Here is a 15,975-nt window from a genome sequence, read left to right as displayed (position 1 = left end):
CGGTCAGTTAAGGACCGGTGCCAGCCAGGCCACGAGCGCCGTGAGCACCAGCAACACTGGCAGCGCGATCAGCGCAAACAGGCCATTCCACCGAAACGCCACAACCCATCGGGAGATCTGCCCGAACCGGGACAGCAGCATGACCGAGGGGCCAAAGGGCGACAGCATCATGGCCAGGGAAAAGCCAATCACCAGAGCCACGGCAACCGGCAGCAGATCCATACCTTCCGCCACCAGCTGTGGCAGCAAGCCGGCCTGGACACTCAGGACCGTAATGGGAATGATCCCGATCATGGAGAACATGGGCAGCATCAGCATGCCAACCACCGCTACCAGGAAAACGCCGCTACCGGTGGCAACCAGACCTGCAAGAGCATCCGCCGGAATGACCGCAGAAAGCGCAACACCGAGGATGGCAGAGGCGGCAAAGATGGCCATTTCATTCTGCATGGCCCATACCTGGCCGGCACCTTCCTTCAGAACCGGCATCAACCGCCGTTCCTGCCAGAGCATGTAAAGCAGTGTCACGGTCGGCACCGATAACATGGCAGCCACCGACACCTTGAAACCGGTCGTCGCCACCAGGCCCGCCATCACCGTGAATACCAGCAGGATCAGCGCGAGCAGGCGCCCGGTGCCGGGCAGCCTGCCTTCGACTGCGATGCGCTCACTGCTGACCTTGCGGAAGCGGCGCTGCTCCAGCACCCAGCCAATCAGCACCATCAGAAGCGCCGCGACCAGGCCAAATGGCAAAAGCTGCGACCAGCTCAACTGGGGCAATTCGCGGGTAAGAATGGCCACGGCCACACTGGTGGGCGCTACCAGCGGCACCAGGGCAAAGCCCCTGAGGGCACTGATCAGAACGCTCCGCAGCCACTGCAGGCGGGACTCCCCGCTGATGCCGCGCTCACGCAGGGTTTCAGAAAGGCTTCCGCACAACAGGTTCATCATGCCAAAGCTCAGAACCGTGGCAACGCCACAACTGACCAGAGCGTACTTGGGATAGAGCAGAATAGGCCTGCCGCCCAGCAGCACGTCGTGAATCCGACGCAATACCTCAAACCGGCGCACGAGGCACTGCATCATGCCCAGACTTCCCAGAAACGCGGAGTAGAAGGCCGCGTCAGACGCCGCCTTCAGCAGCTGCCCGGTGTCCAGAGAGCCACGCCAGGCGAGGCCGCCCAGCACCAAAAGGGCGATAACCAGGAGCATCCGGGCGTACCCCTGCAGGCGCCCGGCCCCTGCCAGAAAGGCAGTGACAAACATAACGCCCGCCACAGCACTGAGCTCGCGGTTGTCGAGACAGATGGCCACCAGCTCCGTAACCACCGCCAGGGACACCAACCACTGCAGCATGCCGTTCAGCACAGGGCCACCTGGTCAGCCTTGAACACTGCTTGCATTTCCATAACACCCGGATTAGTCTTTCAGGAGCAAATTACAAAACTGTGTTTCGCTTAATGAAACACAGTTGATACAAAGATAGCACAGATTGGTCCCTCGCCCCTAGCGTCGGGCTTTCGATATTCGCTTTCAGGAGACTACACAATGGCTTCCGCACCCTGGAATGATCTGCTGGGTTTCGATGCCCAACTGGACGAAACCGAGCGTCAGGTCCGTGACAGCATCCGCAGCTTCTGCGACGAGCAACTGATGCCCGGAATCACCGAGGCCAACCGGCACGAAAAGTTCGACCGCACCATCTTTAACCAGATGGGTGAACTCGGCATGCTGGGAGCAACCCTGCCTGAAGAATACGGTGGGCCGGGACTGAACCATGTCTGCTACGGCCTGATTGCCCGGGAAGTAGAGCGGGTGGACTCGGCCTATCGCTCGGCCCTCAGCGTTCAGTCGTCACTGGTTATGTACCCGATCTATTCCTATGGCAAGGAAGCGATGAAAAAACGCATCCTGCCCAAGCTGGCCTCCGGCGAATACGTTGGTTGCTTCGGCCTGACCGAACCCAATCACGGTTCCGACCCGGGCGGCATGGAAACCCGGGCCAAGAAAGTCGACGGCGGCTACCTGCTGAGCGGTTCCAAAACCTGGATCACCAACTCCCCCATTGCAGATGTTTGCGTGATCTGGGCCAAACTGGATGGCAAGGTAAACGGCTTTGTCATTGAGCGCGAGGGCGCCAAGGGTCTCGATACTCCGAAGATTGACGGCAAATTTTCCCTGCGGGCGTCGGAAACCGGTTCCATCTTTATGGATGAAGTGTTCGTTCCGGAAGAAAACCATCTTGAGGTGGAAGGGCTGAAAGGTCCCTTCAGCTGCCTCAACAAAGCCCGCTTCGGCATCAGCTGGGGCTCTTTGGGCGCCGCTGAATTCTGCTGGCACGCGGCTCGCAACTACACCCTTGAGCGCAAGCAGTTCGGCAAGCCCCTGGCCGCCAACCAGCTGATCCAGAAAAAACTGGTGGATATGCAGACCGAGATCACGATTGGCCTGCAATCCGTGTTGCAGCTGGGTCGCATGATGGATGCTGGCACGGTAACGCCGGATGCCATTTCACTACTCAAGCGGAACAACTGCGGCAAGGCCCTGGACATTGCCCGGGTTGCCCGCGACATGCACGGCGGTAACGGCATTTCTGACGAGTATCACGTGATTCGCCACGTTATGAATCTTGAGGCAGTGAACACCTATGAGGGCACCCACGATGTTCACGCCCTGATTCTGGGCCGAGGCCAGACGGGCATCCAGGCGTTCAGCTGATCTCGCCTGGTTAACCCTCCCAAACGAAAACGGCCCCTCATCATAAGGGGCCGTTTTGCGTCATGCTCTGGAGAACTTATTCGATCTCGACCAGAACTTCTCCGGGCACCACCCGATCACCCTTCGCAATAAACACGCCGGAAACCTTTCCGGCCGTGGTCGCCTTTACTTCGGTTTCCATCTTCATGGCCTCGATGATCAGCACCGGATCGCCGGCCTGAACCTCATCACCTTCCTTAACCAGCACATCCACGATGTTGCCGGGCATGCTGGTGGTCACATGACCTTCCTTGGTGGCGGTTGCCCGGCCACCACTGGACCGCGCACCTTCGCCGTCCTCTCCCAGGGAAGCCAGATGGATTTCCTCAGGCACGCCATCGACGGTCATGTAGAAACGACGCTCGTTCTCACCAGAGGGGTTCGCGCCGGTGACGTGAATATCGTAGCTCTCACCATGAACCGTGATCTTGAATTTGCTGGAGACCGAGCCGCCCGAAGCACCGGTGGGAATCGGCTCCAGGGGCTCCGGCTGCAACGTGCCGTCACGCCGCTGCTCAAGATACGCTTGGGCCTGATCCGGGAACATGGCGTAGGTAAGCACATCCTCTTCGCTGGTGGCCAGATCGCCCACCTGTTTGCGCAACTCGTCCAGTTCACGGGGGATCAGGTTAGCCGGTCGTTCTTCAATCAGGTCCTCCTTGCCGACGGCGCGCTGCTGAAGCGATTTATCGACCGCAGCCGGCGCCTTGCCGTACCAGCCCTGAAGGTATTTCTTCACCTCGTTCGTGATGGACTCGTAGCGCTTGCCAGCCAGCACGTTGATCACTGCCTGAGTACCCACAATCTGGGAGGTAGGTGTTACCAGTGGGGGGTAACCAAGATCCTTGCGAACTCGGGGAATTTCCTCAAATACGTCCTGGATGCGATCCAGCGCGCCCTGCTCCTTCAACTGGTTGGCCAGGTTGGACATCATGCCACCGGGCACCTGGGACAGGAGCACCGAGGTATCAACACCGTTATAGGCGCTCTCAAACTGGTGATACTTTTTGCGCACTTCCCGGAAATGGCGCGTGGCCTTGTCCAGCAGCTCCAGGTTAAGCCCGGTCTCCAGACCGGCGTCGTGCAGCGCCGCCACCAGTGATTCCGTGGGCGGATGGCTGGTGCCGCCGGCAAAGGCCGACAGCGCGGTATCGATATGGTCAACGCCGGCTTCCATGGCCGCCCACTGGCACATGGGCGCCATGCCCGAGGTGGCGTGGGAATGCAGGAAAACAGGCAGATTGAGGGTCTGCTTCAGCTTACCGACCAGCTCGGCGGTAACCGCCGGCGTCAGCAACCCTGCCATATCCTTGATCGCGATACTGTCCGCGCCCATGTCCGCCATGGCCTTGGCCTGCTCCAGATAGGCATCGGTGCCATGCACCGGGCTCACGGTGTAGCAGATGGTGCCCTGTGCGTGCTTGCCGGCCTTCTTGACCGCCTTGATGCTGGTCTCGAGATTACGCACATCGTTCAGAGCATCAAAAATGCGGAACACATCCATGCCATTCTCGGCAGCCTTGGCCACGAATGCTTCAACCACGTCATCGCCATAATGGCGATAGCCCAGCAGGTTCTGGCCACGCAGCAACATCTGCAGGCGGGTGTTCGGCAGGGCCTTTCTCAGGGTCCGCAGGCGTTCCCAGGGATCTTCCTTCAGGAAACGCACACAGGCGTCAAACGTGGCACCACCCCAGCACTCCAGGGACCAGTAGCCGGCCTGGTCCAGCCACTCGCAGGCCGGAAGCATGTCTTCCGTGCGCATCCGGGTGGCGATCAGAGACTGGTGGGCGTCCCTGAGAATAACGTCGGTAATATGAATCTTGCGCTTGGTCATTGGGATCTCTCCGATGTTCTTTTACAGGCCCGCCTGCGCCGCAATGGCTGCGGCAATGGCTGTGGCGATGGATTCCGGGCGGGTTTTGCTGCTGTACTCAAGCAATTGGGGGTTACGTTCCACAAAGCCGGTATTGAAATCAGCGGCCTGGAAATCCGGGTGCTCGAGAATCTGCTTGTAATAGGGGATGGTGGTTTGGACGCCGTAAATGCCCATATCCCCGAGAGCACGCCGGGAGCGGGCAATCAGCTCGTCCCAGTCCATGGCCCAGACAATCAGCTTGGCGCACATGGAGTCGTAGTAAGGGGGAATCTCGTAACCGGTATACATATTGGCATCGGTGCGCACGCCCGGACCGCCGGCGGAATAGTAGCGGCTGATGCGGCCGAAACTTGGCAGAAAGCCGTTCTTCGGGTCTTCGGCGTTGATACGGAACTGGGCAGCAAAGCCCCGGTAGGAAATGTCTTCCTGCTTGAGGCCGAGTGGTTCGCCGGCAGCGATCCGTATCTGCGCCTTGATGATATCCACCCCGGTGATCTCCTCGGTGATGGTGTGCTCAACCTGAACCCGGGTATTCATTTCCATGAAGTAAAAGCTGCCATCGTGGTCCAGCAGGAACTCGACGGTGCCGGCATTTACGTAACCACACTGCTTCGCCACCCGTTTAGCCAGATCGCCGATGTACTCGCGCTGGCTTTCCTCAAGCTGCGGCGACGGCGCCAGCTCAATCAGCTTCTGGTTTCGGCGCTGGATCGAGCAATCCCGCTCGTACAGATGGACAACGTTGCCGTGGGTATCGGCAAGAATCTGGACCTCGATGTGACGGGGCTCAATGATGCACTTCTCAAGGAACACCTCGGCACTGCCAAAGGCTTTGGTGGCCTCGGAGATTACCCGCTGGAAGTTCTGGCGCAGCTCTTTTTCATTATCGCACCGGCGAATACCTCGCCCACCCCCACCGGAGGTGGCCTTCAGCATCACCGGGTAGCCGATTTCGGCGGCCTGGACCACGGCATCCTCGACATCGGCGAGGTTGCCTTCCGAACCGGGCGTTACCGGGACGCCCGCGGCAAGGGCCGTCTGGCGGGCCTGAGTCTTGTCGCCCATGGATGAAATAGCATTCGCAGACGGCCCCACAAACGTAATGCCTCGCTGCTCACAAATCGCAGCCAGTTCCGCATTCTCCGACAGAAAACCATAGCCGGGATGCAGTGCATCACAGCCGGTTTCCACCGCCATATTCACAATATGATGGGGGTTCAGGTATCCCGACAGGGGGTCCTTGCTGATTTGATAAGCTTCGTCGGCTTTTTTGACGTGCAGGGAGTACTCGTCAGCCTCCGAATGAATAGCGACCGAGCGGATGCCCAGTTCGCTGCAGGCCCGGGCAATCCTGACCGCAATCTCTCCGCGATTGGCGATCAGCAGCTTCCGTATAGCCATGGAAAGTCCTCCAGGTGATGGAAGTCGTTTGAGTCGAAAGGTTGGTTCGAAGGGCAGGCACGCCCTTCAGTCAGCAAAAGCTCAGATGCCAGGTGGCGCCTGTGGCAAGACCGGAAAGCTGGCGCAATGCACCACGCCCGAGTAGCCCCTGATGCCCGGAAGGACACCGGCCGGGTGAAGACTGAAATCCCGTATACGGTTGCCATGGGAAAGCCCTCCCTCCTGACCACCGTCGCTTGTCACATCCGACAATAACGGGCAGAAAACCGAATCGCAGGACAGAGGGGCTGGCGCAGAGTCCGAAGAATGGGTAGGCAATGAAACCAGGCCCAATGCCAGAATCACGAAGAGGCTTAACACCTGCGTCCGGCATTTTTTTTGGGCGTCCTGCATGGGCGTCCTTTGATGTGACTAAAGTCGTAGAGAGTGTCACGTGATTACCGCATCGGTTCAATACGGTTTTCTGGGTAATAAACATCGTTTTTTTCGATGCTTCTCCGGTTCCACGGGAATCATCGGCGCCCCGGGGAGCGCCGATGACAACTGCCAGACTAGAAGCCGCCTTTCACCACGTGAACGATCTCATAAAACTTGGTTGCCCGGTGCTCCAGATCGATCGCCAGGTCCAGCCGCTGCAGAAGCTCTTCCGCACAGACCAGTCCCCGGAGATAGGAACGGGAAGGCTGATGCCGGTCGTCATCCAGCACAAGCAGATAGCCTTCATGAACTTCACGGAATGTGCTGACCAGGTCGCCCACGGTTGCCGCCCGCAAATCCTGATAATGGATAGCCGGCAGCTCACTTATCGGGCGCATGATATCGCGGACCCGAACGTCCTTGAGGGGCACACCCTGTCGATGGGCGACACTCATGGCCTTCTCGCCGTTCACATCTTCGATGGCCAGAATGCCCAGACAATCCCCCGCCTGGTTTTCAACCACTTTGAAAGACGTATCGGCAAGTCTCATCCACAACCTCGCCTCCGAAACAGACATATCGGAACTCAAAACGGACAGTCGCTGCTCGGAGAAATCCGTCAGCAGGTGGACTGCCGAATCCTCGCTTCCTATGTGCGACAGGGGTTTGGCAGTTGGTAACGCGCCGGTGCGTCCCAGATCCTGTACTGGCAATGCGTTGAATACACTGTTCATGGTAAACCTCGTGAATCTGAATTCAGGTTGGAGTTCCCTGTCTATACAGGGACAAATCCGTAATGGTCAGAGTTAAACGAGGCTGGGCGGGCCCTGGGGCAGCACCGGATAGCTAAGCAGCCGGAGCGGTGGCTGAATAAAATCAAGGCTGGCCGAGAAGACAGCCCGGAAATCCCCCCCGGGGAACAGAAGGGGTGAGGTGATCGAAACGGACGCATCCGGCGACGAGGGGTCGCCTGTAGCGTCAACCGAGATCAGCGTGGGCGTTAAGTGATCGTCTAGCTGTGGATCCAGTGCCGGGTGGGACGAGCCATTGAGAAAAACCACAAACAGGGCTGTGATCAGCACTGCCATGAGGCTGAATTGCAGGGTGCTTCTGTTGATGGAACAACTCGGCATATTCGGTGTCTGCTGTTGTTAGCTGAACGACTCGCCTTCTACAAACATATAGGCTTTTGGGCCCAATGCAAGCTCCAACCCGGGTTAAAACTGCGCAATGTAGTGCCAGATTCCGGGAGAAACTCCTTCGGCAACGCTTGAAGGTTCCTCCAATCTAATTCATCTCAGTTTCGCCTAGCGGTACACACTTTTGCATTTTTATTGACATATACCCGTCTTATCTTCGAATATGGGAATATTCTGCTATGCGGTATATGTTTTCGCTTTCCAGCAAGAGAGGCTATTCATGAACTTGAATTACACCACCGAGGAGCTCGCCTTCCGTGATGAGGTCCGCGCGTTCCTGGATAAAAAGCTGCCCGGGGATATTGCCGCCAAGGTTAAGGGGTTCCGCCGGCTATCGAAGGAAGACCACCAGCGCTGGCAGAAGATTCTCAGCAAACAGGGCTGGTATGCCACCCACTGGCCGGAAGAATACGGCGGCGTGAACTGGAGCCCGGTTCAGAAGCATATCTGGGATGAGGAGTCTTCCCGGTACGGTGCGCCCCGGTCCGTGCCTTTCGGTGTGAACATGGTGGCGCCGGTTATTATCAAGTTCGGCAACGAAGAGCAAAAACAGAGATACCTGCCACGCATTCTCAGTGGCGAAGACTGGTGGTGCCAGGGCTATTCCGAGCCCGGCGCCGGCTCGGACCTCGCATCGCTCAAGACCCGTGCTGTTCGCGACGGTGACCACTACATTGTGAATGGCCAAAAGACCTGGACCACCCTGGGCCAGCACGCCAACATGATTTTCTGTCTGGTGCGCACCAATACAGAAGTGAAGGCCCAAGAGGGTATTTCCTTTCTGCTTATGGACATGGACACCCCGGGCATTACCGTACGCCCGATCATCACCCTGGATGGCGAACACGAAGTCAACGAAGTGTTCTTCGAGGACGTGAAAGTCCCCGTGGAGAACCTGGTGGGCGAGGAAGACAAGGGCTGGACCTACGCCAAGTACCTGCTGACCTATGAGCGTACTGGCCTGGCCGGCATTGGCATCTCCAAAGCGGCCTTGCAGCACCTGAAGGAGTTGGCAACCCGCCGGATCAAGAACGGTCGGCCGTTGATTGAGGATGCCTCGTTCGGCCAGCGCATTGCCCGGGTTGAGATCGACCTGATGGCTGCGGCAATCAGCAACCTGCGCATTATCGCGTCCGTGGAGGGCGGCGGTATGCCGGGAGCGGAAAGCTCTATGCTGAAAGTCCGCGGTACCGAAATTCGACAGACCATCAACGATCTGGCCCGCCGGGCGATTGGCCCCTACGCCATTCCCTTCGTGGAAGAGGAACTGGATCTGGATTACGCCGGCGACTTCCTCTCTGACGAGAACGCCGCACCGGTGGCTCCCCAGTACTTCAACAACCGCAAGCTGTCGATTTTCGGCGGATCCAACGAGATCCAGAAAAACATCGTGTCGAAAATGATTCTCGGGCTTTAAGGAGGCGACCATGGATTTCCGACTGAACGAAGAGCAGCAGATGCTGCAGGACACCGTGGCCCGCCTGGTGCGCGGTGAATACAGTTTTGAGAAACGCCTGGAATACAGCGAATCGGAGCTGGGCTTCAGCGCCGACTTCTGGAAACAGCTGGGTGAGTTGGGCCTCACCGCCGTTCCCTTCCCGGAGGAACTGGGAGGCTTTGGCGGCAGCGGTGTTGAAGTACAGAGCGTGATGACCGAGCTGGGTCGCGGCCTGTGCATTGAGCCCTACCTGCAATCGGTGGTCCTCGGTGGCGGGCTGATCAGCCAGGCCGGCAACGAACAGCAGCACGAACAGTGGCTTGGGGGCATTGCCAGCGGGGAGATGCGAGCAGCCGTGGGCCTTCAGGAGCCCCAGAGCTTCTACGACCTCAATAACGTGGAAACCCACGCTGAGAAGTCCGGGGACGGCTACGTGCTGAACGGTCGCAAGGCTGTGGTCATTGGCGGCCACTGTGCCGATGTACTGGTCGTCTCTGCCCGAACTTCCGGCAACAGTCAGGATGCCGATGGTATCAGCCTGTTCCTGATCAGTTCCGATGCCGAAGGACTGGAACGCCGCGCCTACCCCACCATCGATGGTTCCAAAGGCTGCGACCTGTTCCTGAATAACGTCAAGCTGGGCTCAGACGCTCTCCTTGGGGAGGAAGGCAAGGCTGCCGATGTTATCGAGTACCAGGCTGGGCGAGCCATTTCCGCTCTGTGCGGTGAGGCTGTAGGCGCAATGGAAGTAGCGTGTGATCTGACTCTGGAATACCTGAAGCAGCGCAAGCAGTTTGGCGTACCCATCGGCAAATTTCAGGTACTTCAGCATCGAATGGTGGACATGATGTCGGAGCTTGAGCAGGCCCGCTCCATGGCCATCCTGGCAGCGAGCGTCGCCGACGAGCCCCAGAGCGTCGAGCGCCGCCGGATTCTCGCGGCCGCCAAGAACGTGATCGGCCGCAGCGGCCAGTTCATTTCCGAGCAGGGCATCCAGTCTCACGGCGGCATCGGCATGACCTGGGAATACAACTTCGCCCACTATGCCAAGCGCCTGGTGATGATCAATCATCAGCTCGGCGATGACGACTTCCATCTGGAGCGCTTCGCCGCCCTGCTGCAGTAATCAGTAGACAACGGTTATTCAGGGGATTGGGGACACCACAATGACAAAAAGCGAACAGTCGACCGAACAGGATTTGAAGAAGGCCGAATGGAAGGTCCGTACCGAGCTGGCCGCCGCCTATAGGCTGGTGGCCCTTTTTGGCTGGGATGATCTGGTGTTCACTCACCTGTCAGCCCGGGTGCCCGGGCCGGATCATCACTTCCTGATCAACCCTTACGGGCTGCTGTTCCACGAAATCACCGCCTCGTCGCTGGTGAAGGTGGACCGGGATGGCCAGGTGGTGGAGGCCGGCGGCCTTCGCCGCGTCAATCCGGCCGGATTTACCATACACAGCGCGGTGCACATGGGCCGGGAAGACGCTGGCGCGGTGATGCACCTGCACGCGCCCGATGGTGTGGCCGTGTCCGCCCACCGGGACGGACTGCTACCCCTGAGCCAGACGGCCATGCTCTGCCTCAACCATTTGAGCTATCACGATTATGAAGGCGTGGCCCTGAACCTGGACGAACGGGAACGGCTGATTCGGGATCTGGGCGACAAGTCCATGATGCTGCTGCGCAATCACGGTGTCCTGACTGCGGGCAAGGATGTTCCGGAGACCTTCACCTACCTGTACTTCCTGATGAAAGCCTGTGAGATCCAGGTCAAGGCGCAGAGTTGCGGCCCCACCTGGATGCCATCGGAACAGGCCATCCGGACCACGGCAGACCAATCACAGGCACTCGGCGGCGCCGCCGCCCTCACCTGGCCAGCGCTGGTTCGACTCCTGGACAGCAAGAGCCCAGGCTACGCAGTGTGATTTTCCTGGCAGGAGCGCAGCCGTGCTGACAGTGGAGCTGGACGACCTGGACCGCTACAAGAACGCGGTGATCGGCTACAGCCCCTGGAAAACCGTCACTCAGGAGATGATACAGGCCTTCGCCGATGCCACCGGCGATCACCAGTGGATTCATCTGGATGTCGATCGGGCGAGGCGTGAGTCGCCCTGGAAGAGCACGGTTGCCCACGGGTTTCTGACTGCATCCCTGATTCCACTGCTGAATCAGCAGGTCATCAACGTGACGGGCAAAAGCGCCAGCATCAATTACGGTTTGAACAAGCTACGTTTCCCGGCCGCCGTAAAGTCCGGCGCACAGATCCGGAGCAAGATGGAATTACTGGATGTATCCAGGGTAGATGACCAGCGGACGCTGGCCACCTATCGCACCACAGTGGAAATCCGAGGCGGGGACAAGCCCGCCTGCGTGGTGGAAAACCTGGCCATGTACGTTCGGGGCTGAGCCGCTCAGGACCTGGCCTCCCACTCCTCTTCCTGTAACGCTCGCCACATCAGCTTACCCGTAGGTGACTTGGGCAGCTGGTCGACAAATTCGATCAGGGTGGGAATCTTGTAGGCCGCCATCTGCTCCTTACACCAGGTGGTGATGTCCTCAGCCGAGGTCTTGCCCTCCGCTTCAGGGGTCAGCACGATACAGGCCTTCACGGTCTCACCGCGCTTGGGATCCGGCGAGGAAATAATACAGACTTCATGAATCCCCGGATGGCGATACATCAGGCCCTCGACCTCTGATGGCCAGACCTTGAAGCCCGAGGCGTTGATCATCCGTTTGACCCGATCCACCATGAAGAAATAACCCTCCTCATCGTAGTAACCCAGATCGCCGGTGCGGAAAAACCGCTTGCCATCAATTTCCACAAATGCGGCGTCGGTTTCCGACGGCCGATTCCAGTAACCGATGGTGACCTGAGGCCCATTGGAGACGATTTCTCCAGTCTCGCCGGGGCCTTTTTCCTGCAGGGTGTCCACATCAATGATCCGGCTGTCCACGTCAAACACCGGGATACCCAGGCACTGGGGCTTTGGGCGATTCGAGGGATTGATGTGGGTAGCTGCCATGGTTTCTGAAAGACCGTAGCCTTCGATGTAATCCAGGCCGGTCATGGTCTTGAGCTTGGCGGCCACGGCCTCTGGCATGGCTGCCCCGCCGCCGCCGATGATGGTGAGACTGGACAGGTCGTACCGGCCAATGTCGGGGTTGGAGAGGAAGTCCACCGCCATGGTGACAATGTTGGTCCAGCCGGTGACTTTATACCGCTCGATCAACCGCGCCGCGGTGTTCCGGTCCCAGCGGGTCATGATCACTGTAGTGGAGCCACTGTAGATGGGGCTGTTCATGGAACCAGTCATGCCAGTGACATGGAAAAACGGCAAGGTGGCCAGTTGTACAGTGTTGGCGGTGCTCAGGTTCCAGAACGCCCGGTGCACAGCGGTGGCCATCACGCTGCGGTGCGTGTGCATACAGCCCTTGGGCGCGCCGGTGGTGCCGGAGCTGTAGGGAATCACGGCGAGATCTTCCGGGCCGGCAGTATGGGCCGACGGTGTAAGATCGGCCGAAAGCGCCTGCTCCCAGCTAACCATACCGGCCATCTCTTGCGACCAGGCAGGGGCGGCGACTTCCGCCGGCAAATCCAGATCGGTGTCCGGAGCGATGTAGGTGCTGTAGGAAGCCACCACGATCTGGCTGAGATCAGTGGTTTCCAGTAACGGGGCGATAAAGCCGGCCAGCTCCTGACCGGCCAGGCAGACATTGGCTCCGGTATCGGCAACGAAGTGTTCCAGTTCAGCCGCCCGATTCATCGGGTTGATGGGAATCACCACGGCATCGGCACGCAGAATCGCGTAGTAGGCAATCACATACTGGGGGGAGTTCTGCATATACAGCAGCACCCGGTCACCTTTTTCCACACCCTGTGACTGCAGATATCCGGCCATTGTCTCCACTTCCTGCAACAGCTGGCTGTAGGACAACGTTGCATCGTAAAAAATGATGGCAGGTCGATCCGGGTAGCGCCGTGCAGAAATTTCCAGATTGGTAAACACGCTGGTCCGGGGCAGTGCCATGCTTTTCGGCAGTTCTCTCGGCCAGACGGCGTAATGGCGGGTAAATGTCATTGTTGTGATCCCCTTATTCCGTTCAGTCAGCCGCTGTTGCGGCCAGATCAAAAACTTCGGTGCCTCCGGGCAGAAGCTCCCGGTGGCGTAATGGTGTGATGGCGATAGCTTTGTCCCTCAGCACACTGGCGTCTTCATCAGACGCCACAATGTGGCGGGAACTGCGATCAAACCCCAGCCACCAGTACGGCAGACTGCGGGCATCCTGACCTGCCAGCAGTCGCGCGCGCTGGATCGAGCCATTGGACTGTTTGCACCACCGGGCCTGGGTGATGGCGGCCGCCTCGCAGGCGGGAAAATTCACGTTCCAGGCGCTGCTCTGCCCCGGCTGCCACAACTGACGCACCACGGTTTCACCAAAGATGGAAACCGGTGACCAGTCCACACCTTCGCGGGTCAGAAAAGCCTGGCTCAGTGCGATGGCGGGAATACCCATATGCTCGGCGCTGAGCACCGCCCCGACGGTGCCGGAATACTGCACGGAATCGCTGATATTGGCGCCGCAGTTCACCCCCGACAGCACCAGATCCGGCGGTGTTTCCCCGAACCACTGGGCCAGCGAATACAGCACACAATCCGCCGGTGTACCGGAGACTGCATAGCGCCGGTCGGCATGCTCATACACCCTCAACGGATCATGAATGGAAATACTCTGGCCGGCACCGCTGCGGTCGTGCTCAGGCGCCACCACCCAGACTTCCTCGGCCAGGTTTCGGGCGATCTGCTCCAGCACTTTGAGGCCTGGTGCGTTTATACCGTCGTCATTGGTGATCAGAATGCGGCGGACCATTTTTTCTCCCATGCCTCCGGACTCGCTCATGACCGGTCCCCTTCACTGGCAATCTTCCAACCCAAATCTGCCAGCAGGCTCGCCCGCTTGCCAACGTCCAAAGCATTGGCATTGGCGGCATTGCCATCCAGCGCCCGCTTGTAAACGCCCTGCAGAATAGAGGCCAGCCGGAACAGGGAAAACGACAGATACACGTGCCATTCATCAATGCTATCCCTGCCAGTTTGAGCGCAGTAGCGGGCGATGGTTTCGCGCTCATCGGGAACACCCAGCGCCTCCAGGTCTTCGCCCTTCAGTCCGCGCATGCCTTCCATGTCCGAAGGCAGATAATAGGGAAGACAGAAATAGGCCAGATCCGCCAACGGATGCCCCAGCGTCGAAAGCTCCCAGTCAAGAATGGCAACCACTTCGGGGCTGTCCGGTGCCAGCATCAGATTGCCAAAACGGTAGTCGCCATGAGCGATGGCAGTCTCATCCTTCGCCGGCAGATTCTCCGGCAACCAGGCCATCAGTTTTTCCATGGCCGGAAGATCATCAGTCTTCGAAGCCAGATACTGCTTGCTCCATCGCGAAACCTGACGCGCCACATAGCCCTCGGGCCGACCATAGTCGCCAAGACCAATAGATTTCACATCCACTGAATGGAGGGCCGCCAGGGTATCAATCGCCGAATGATACGCGGGCAGACGGTCCTTCCGGTCCAGCGCCCTGAGTGCGGAATGGCTGATAATCCGGCCCTCAAGAAAGTCCATAACGTAGAACGGCGTGCCAATGACCGAACTGTCCTCACAAAGCACACGGACATTCGGAACCGGCACGTCGGTATGCTCGGACAGCGCCCGCATAACCCTGTATTCCCGCTCGACCATATGGGCGGAGGGCAGGGTTTTTCCGGGCGGTTTTTTGCGCAACACGTATTGGCCGCTGTCGGTGGCCAGCAGAAACGTAGGATTGGACTGGCCACCCTGGAATTGCCGGACATCCAGCCTTGAACCGAAGCCCGGAATGCTCTGCTGTAGCCAGCTCAGGAGGCGGGCCTCGTCGAATTTGTGGGCCGGGAGGACGTCTACCAGCTCTGGGGTGATGCTCATTTTTTGTTTTGCCTTCAGTTTTGGGGGCAGCGGCCGGCGGGCATACTTTGATCGGACCACCCTTAACAAATCGTTTCGCCGCCATCAGCCACGATGACCTGGCCGGTGATGTAAGCGCTGGCCCTGGTGGACAGAAACACGGCCAGGCCGGCAATGTCGACCGGGTCGCCAATTCTGCGCAGCGGCGTTTTATCTTCCGCGCGTTTAACGCGCACGGGGTCTTCCCAGAGGGCTTTGGCGAAGTCGGTCTTGATCAGGCCGGGGGCGATGCTGTTAATGCGGATACCTTTCGGGCCCCACTCCACTGCCAGATTCCGCGCCAGGGCGGCTTCTGCGGCCTTGGAAACGCCATAAGTGCCGATGGTAGTGTTACCACGGATACCGGCAATGCTGGACAGAAGAACAACCGCGCCTTCGCCTTTTTCCGCCATCTGCGGCAACACCATGTTGGTCAGCCAGAAGGTGCCTTTGACGTTGGTGTCCATGATCTTGTCCCAGGCGTCATCCGTCATTTCGGCGGTGGTGCCGTAGACCGGATTGGTGGCCGCGTTGCACACCAGCACATCGATGGTGCCCCAGGCTTCGTTGGTTTTATCCACCAGGTTCTGCAGCTCGTCTTTTTTACCGACATGACAGGGAATAGCGATGGCCTCGCAGCCCTGAGCTTTCAGCTCATTGGCCACCTGTTCACAGGCCTCGGCCTTGCGGCTGGAGATCACGACCTTGGCACCCAGGCGGGCCATTTCTTCGGCGATGGCGCGGCCGATGCCTTTGGTGGAGCCGGTAATCAGGGCGACCTTACCGGTCATATCAAACAGCGGGTTATCCATTCTTCGATCCTCATGCACTGAAGCACGGGAGTGGGCGGGGTGATGTCCTTCCGGGACTGTGCAAAACAAGGATGTTTTGCTCAAGCCTACATGG

14 protein-coding genes are annotated in these 15,975 nt (G+C 58.9%); 5 read left to right on the top strand and 9 right to left on the bottom strand.

Annotated elements, in window-relative coordinates; translation table 11 throughout:
• Positions 1–3: 3 nt before the first annotated feature.
• Positions 4–1,356: a hypothetical protein gene (locus tag J3362_RS13815; protein WP_502882440.1), complete on the bottom strand. Its 1,353-nt coding sequence runs from the start codon at positions 1,354–1,356 to the stop codon at positions 4–6.
• A gap of 192 nt (positions 1,357–1,548) precedes the next feature.
• Here J3362_RS13815 and J3362_RS13810 point away from each other — a divergent pair, with 192 nt between their 5' ends.
• Complete coding sequence (locus tag J3362_RS13810) at positions 1,549–2,718, top strand: acyl-CoA dehydrogenase (RefSeq protein WP_349520413.1); 1,170 nt, start codon at positions 1,549–1,551, stop codon at positions 2,716–2,718.
• 76 nt (positions 2,719–2,794) lie between these two features.
• Here the strand turns inward: J3362_RS13810 and oadA are convergent, their stop codons facing one another.
• From oadA to J3362_RS13790, 4 genes are all read right to left on the bottom strand, one after another.
• A complete protein-coding gene (oadA, locus tag J3362_RS13805) occupies positions 2,795–4,594 on the bottom strand; it encodes a sodium-extruding oxaloacetate decarboxylase subunit alpha (RefSeq protein WP_349520412.1) in 1,800 nt (599 codons plus the stop codon).
• Between the two features lie 21 nt (positions 4,595–4,615).
• The gene (locus J3362_RS13800) at positions 4,616–6,037 is read right to left on the bottom strand and encodes an acetyl-CoA carboxylase biotin carboxylase subunit (RefSeq protein ID WP_349520411.1); all 1,422 of its coding nucleotides are present in this window, start codon (positions 6,035–6,037) and stop codon (positions 4,616–4,618) included.
• A gap of 551 nt (positions 6,038–6,588) precedes the next feature.
• The gene (locus J3362_RS13795) at positions 6,589–7,188 is read right to left on the bottom strand and encodes a CBS domain-containing protein (RefSeq protein WP_014579051.1); all 600 of its coding nucleotides are present in this window, start codon (positions 7,186–7,188) and stop codon (positions 6,589–6,591) included.
• Between the two features lie 72 nt (positions 7,189–7,260).
• Positions 7,261–7,587: a hypothetical protein gene (locus tag J3362_RS13790; protein WP_349520409.1), complete on the bottom strand. Its 327-nt coding sequence runs from the start codon at positions 7,585–7,587 to the stop codon at positions 7,261–7,263.
• A 286-nt stretch (positions 7,588–7,873) separates the two neighbouring features.
• Between J3362_RS13790 and J3362_RS13785 the strand changes: the two genes are divergently transcribed.
• From J3362_RS13785 to J3362_RS13770, 4 genes are read left to right on the top strand one after another with little or no spacing between them, the layout of a single operon-like run.
• Positions 7,874–9,070, top strand: coding sequence for an acyl-CoA dehydrogenase family protein (locus J3362_RS13785; protein ID WP_349520407.1), 1,197 nt, complete (start codon positions 7,874–7,876; stop codon positions 9,068–9,070).
• Between the two features lie 10 nt (positions 9,071–9,080).
• Positions 9,081–10,217, top strand: coding sequence for an acyl-CoA dehydrogenase family protein (locus J3362_RS13780; RefSeq protein ID WP_349520406.1), 1,137 nt, complete (start codon positions 9,081–9,083; stop codon positions 10,215–10,217).
• 40 nt (positions 10,218–10,257) lie between these two features.
• Positions 10,258–11,016, top strand: coding sequence for a class II aldolase/adducin family protein (locus tag J3362_RS13775; RefSeq protein ID WP_349520404.1), 759 nt, complete (start codon positions 10,258–10,260; stop codon positions 11,014–11,016).
• A 22-nt stretch (positions 11,017–11,038) separates the two neighbouring features.
• Positions 11,039–11,497, top strand: a complete 459-nt coding sequence (locus J3362_RS13770) for a MaoC family dehydratase (protein WP_349520403.1) — start codon at positions 11,039–11,041, stop codon at positions 11,495–11,497.
• A 5-nt stretch (positions 11,498–11,502) separates the two neighbouring features.
• Here the strand turns inward: J3362_RS13770 and J3362_RS13765 are convergent, their stop codons facing one another.
• From J3362_RS13765 to J3362_RS13750, 4 genes are all read right to left on the bottom strand, one after another.
• Entirely contained in the window at positions 11,503–13,170 is a 1,668-nt protein-coding gene (locus J3362_RS13765) for a long-chain fatty acid--CoA ligase (RefSeq protein ID WP_349520402.1), read from the bottom strand.
• A gap of 22 nt (positions 13,171–13,192) precedes the next feature.
• Entirely contained in the window at positions 13,193–13,972 is a 780-nt protein-coding gene (gene surE, locus J3362_RS13760; protein WP_349520957.1) for a 5'/3'-nucleotidase SurE, read from the bottom strand.
• 14 nt (positions 13,973–13,986) lie between these two features.
• Complete coding sequence (locus J3362_RS13755) at positions 13,987–15,051, bottom strand: phosphotransferase (RefSeq protein WP_349520400.1); 1,065 nt, start codon at positions 15,049–15,051, stop codon at positions 13,987–13,989.
• A gap of 62 nt (positions 15,052–15,113) precedes the next feature.
• A complete protein-coding gene (locus tag J3362_RS13750) occupies positions 15,114–15,881 on the bottom strand; it encodes an SDR family NAD(P)-dependent oxidoreductase (RefSeq protein WP_349520398.1) in 768 nt (255 codons plus the stop codon).
• Positions 15,882–15,975 lie beyond the last annotated feature (94 nt).

It is taken from the genome of Marinobacter sp. NFXS11, from assembly GCF_040148675.1.
Taxonomy (GTDB): domain Bacteria; phylum Pseudomonadota; class Gammaproteobacteria; order Pseudomonadales; family Oleiphilaceae; genus Marinobacter.
The sequence above is the reverse complement of the archived record's forward strand: the minus strand, read 5'-3'. Positions and strand labels throughout refer to the sequence as shown.

Bases quoted from the DNA above. Each gene is read 5' to 3' on its own strand.
- J3362_RS13815 (WP_502882440.1), bottom strand. From the start codon at position 1,356: ATGCTGCAGTGGTTGGTGTCCCTGGCGGTGGTTACGGAGCTGGTGGCC.
- J3362_RS13810 (WP_349520413.1), top strand. From the start codon at position 1,549: ATGGCTTCCGCACCCTGGAATGATCTGCTGGGTTTCGATGCCCAACTG.
- oadA (WP_349520412.1), bottom strand. From the start codon at position 4,594: ATGACCAAGCGCAAGATTCATATTACCGACGTTATTCTCAGGGACGCC.
- J3362_RS13800 (WP_349520411.1), bottom strand. From the start codon at position 6,037: ATGGCTATACGGAAGCTGCTGATCGCCAATCGCGGAGAGATTGCGGTC.
- J3362_RS13795 (WP_014579051.1), bottom strand. From the start codon at position 7,188: ATGAACAGTGTATTCAACGCATTGCCAGTACAGGATCTGGGACGCACC.
- J3362_RS13790 (WP_349520409.1), bottom strand. From the start codon at position 7,587: ATGCCGAGTTGTTCCATCAACAGAAGCACCCTGCAATTCAGCCTCATG.
- J3362_RS13785 (WP_349520407.1), top strand. From the start codon at position 7,874: ATGAACTTGAATTACACCACCGAGGAGCTCGCCTTCCGTGATGAGGTC.
- J3362_RS13780 (WP_349520406.1), top strand. From the start codon at position 9,081: ATGGATTTCCGACTGAACGAAGAGCAGCAGATGCTGCAGGACACCGTG.
- J3362_RS13775 (WP_349520404.1), top strand. From the start codon at position 10,258: ATGACAAAAAGCGAACAGTCGACCGAACAGGATTTGAAGAAGGCCGAA.
- J3362_RS13765 (WP_349520402.1), bottom strand. From the start codon at position 13,170: ATGACATTTACCCGCCATTACGCCGTCTGGCCGAGAGAACTGCCGAAA.
- surE (WP_349520957.1), bottom strand. From the start codon at position 13,972: ATGGGAGAAAAAATGGTCCGCCGCATTCTGATCACCAATGACGACGGT.
- J3362_RS13755 (WP_349520400.1), bottom strand. From the start codon at position 15,051: ATGAGCATCACCCCAGAGCTGGTAGACGTCCTCCCGGCCCACAAATTC.
- J3362_RS13750 (WP_349520398.1), bottom strand. From the start codon at position 15,881: ATGGATAACCCGCTGTTTGATATGACCGGTAAGGTCGCCCTGATTACC.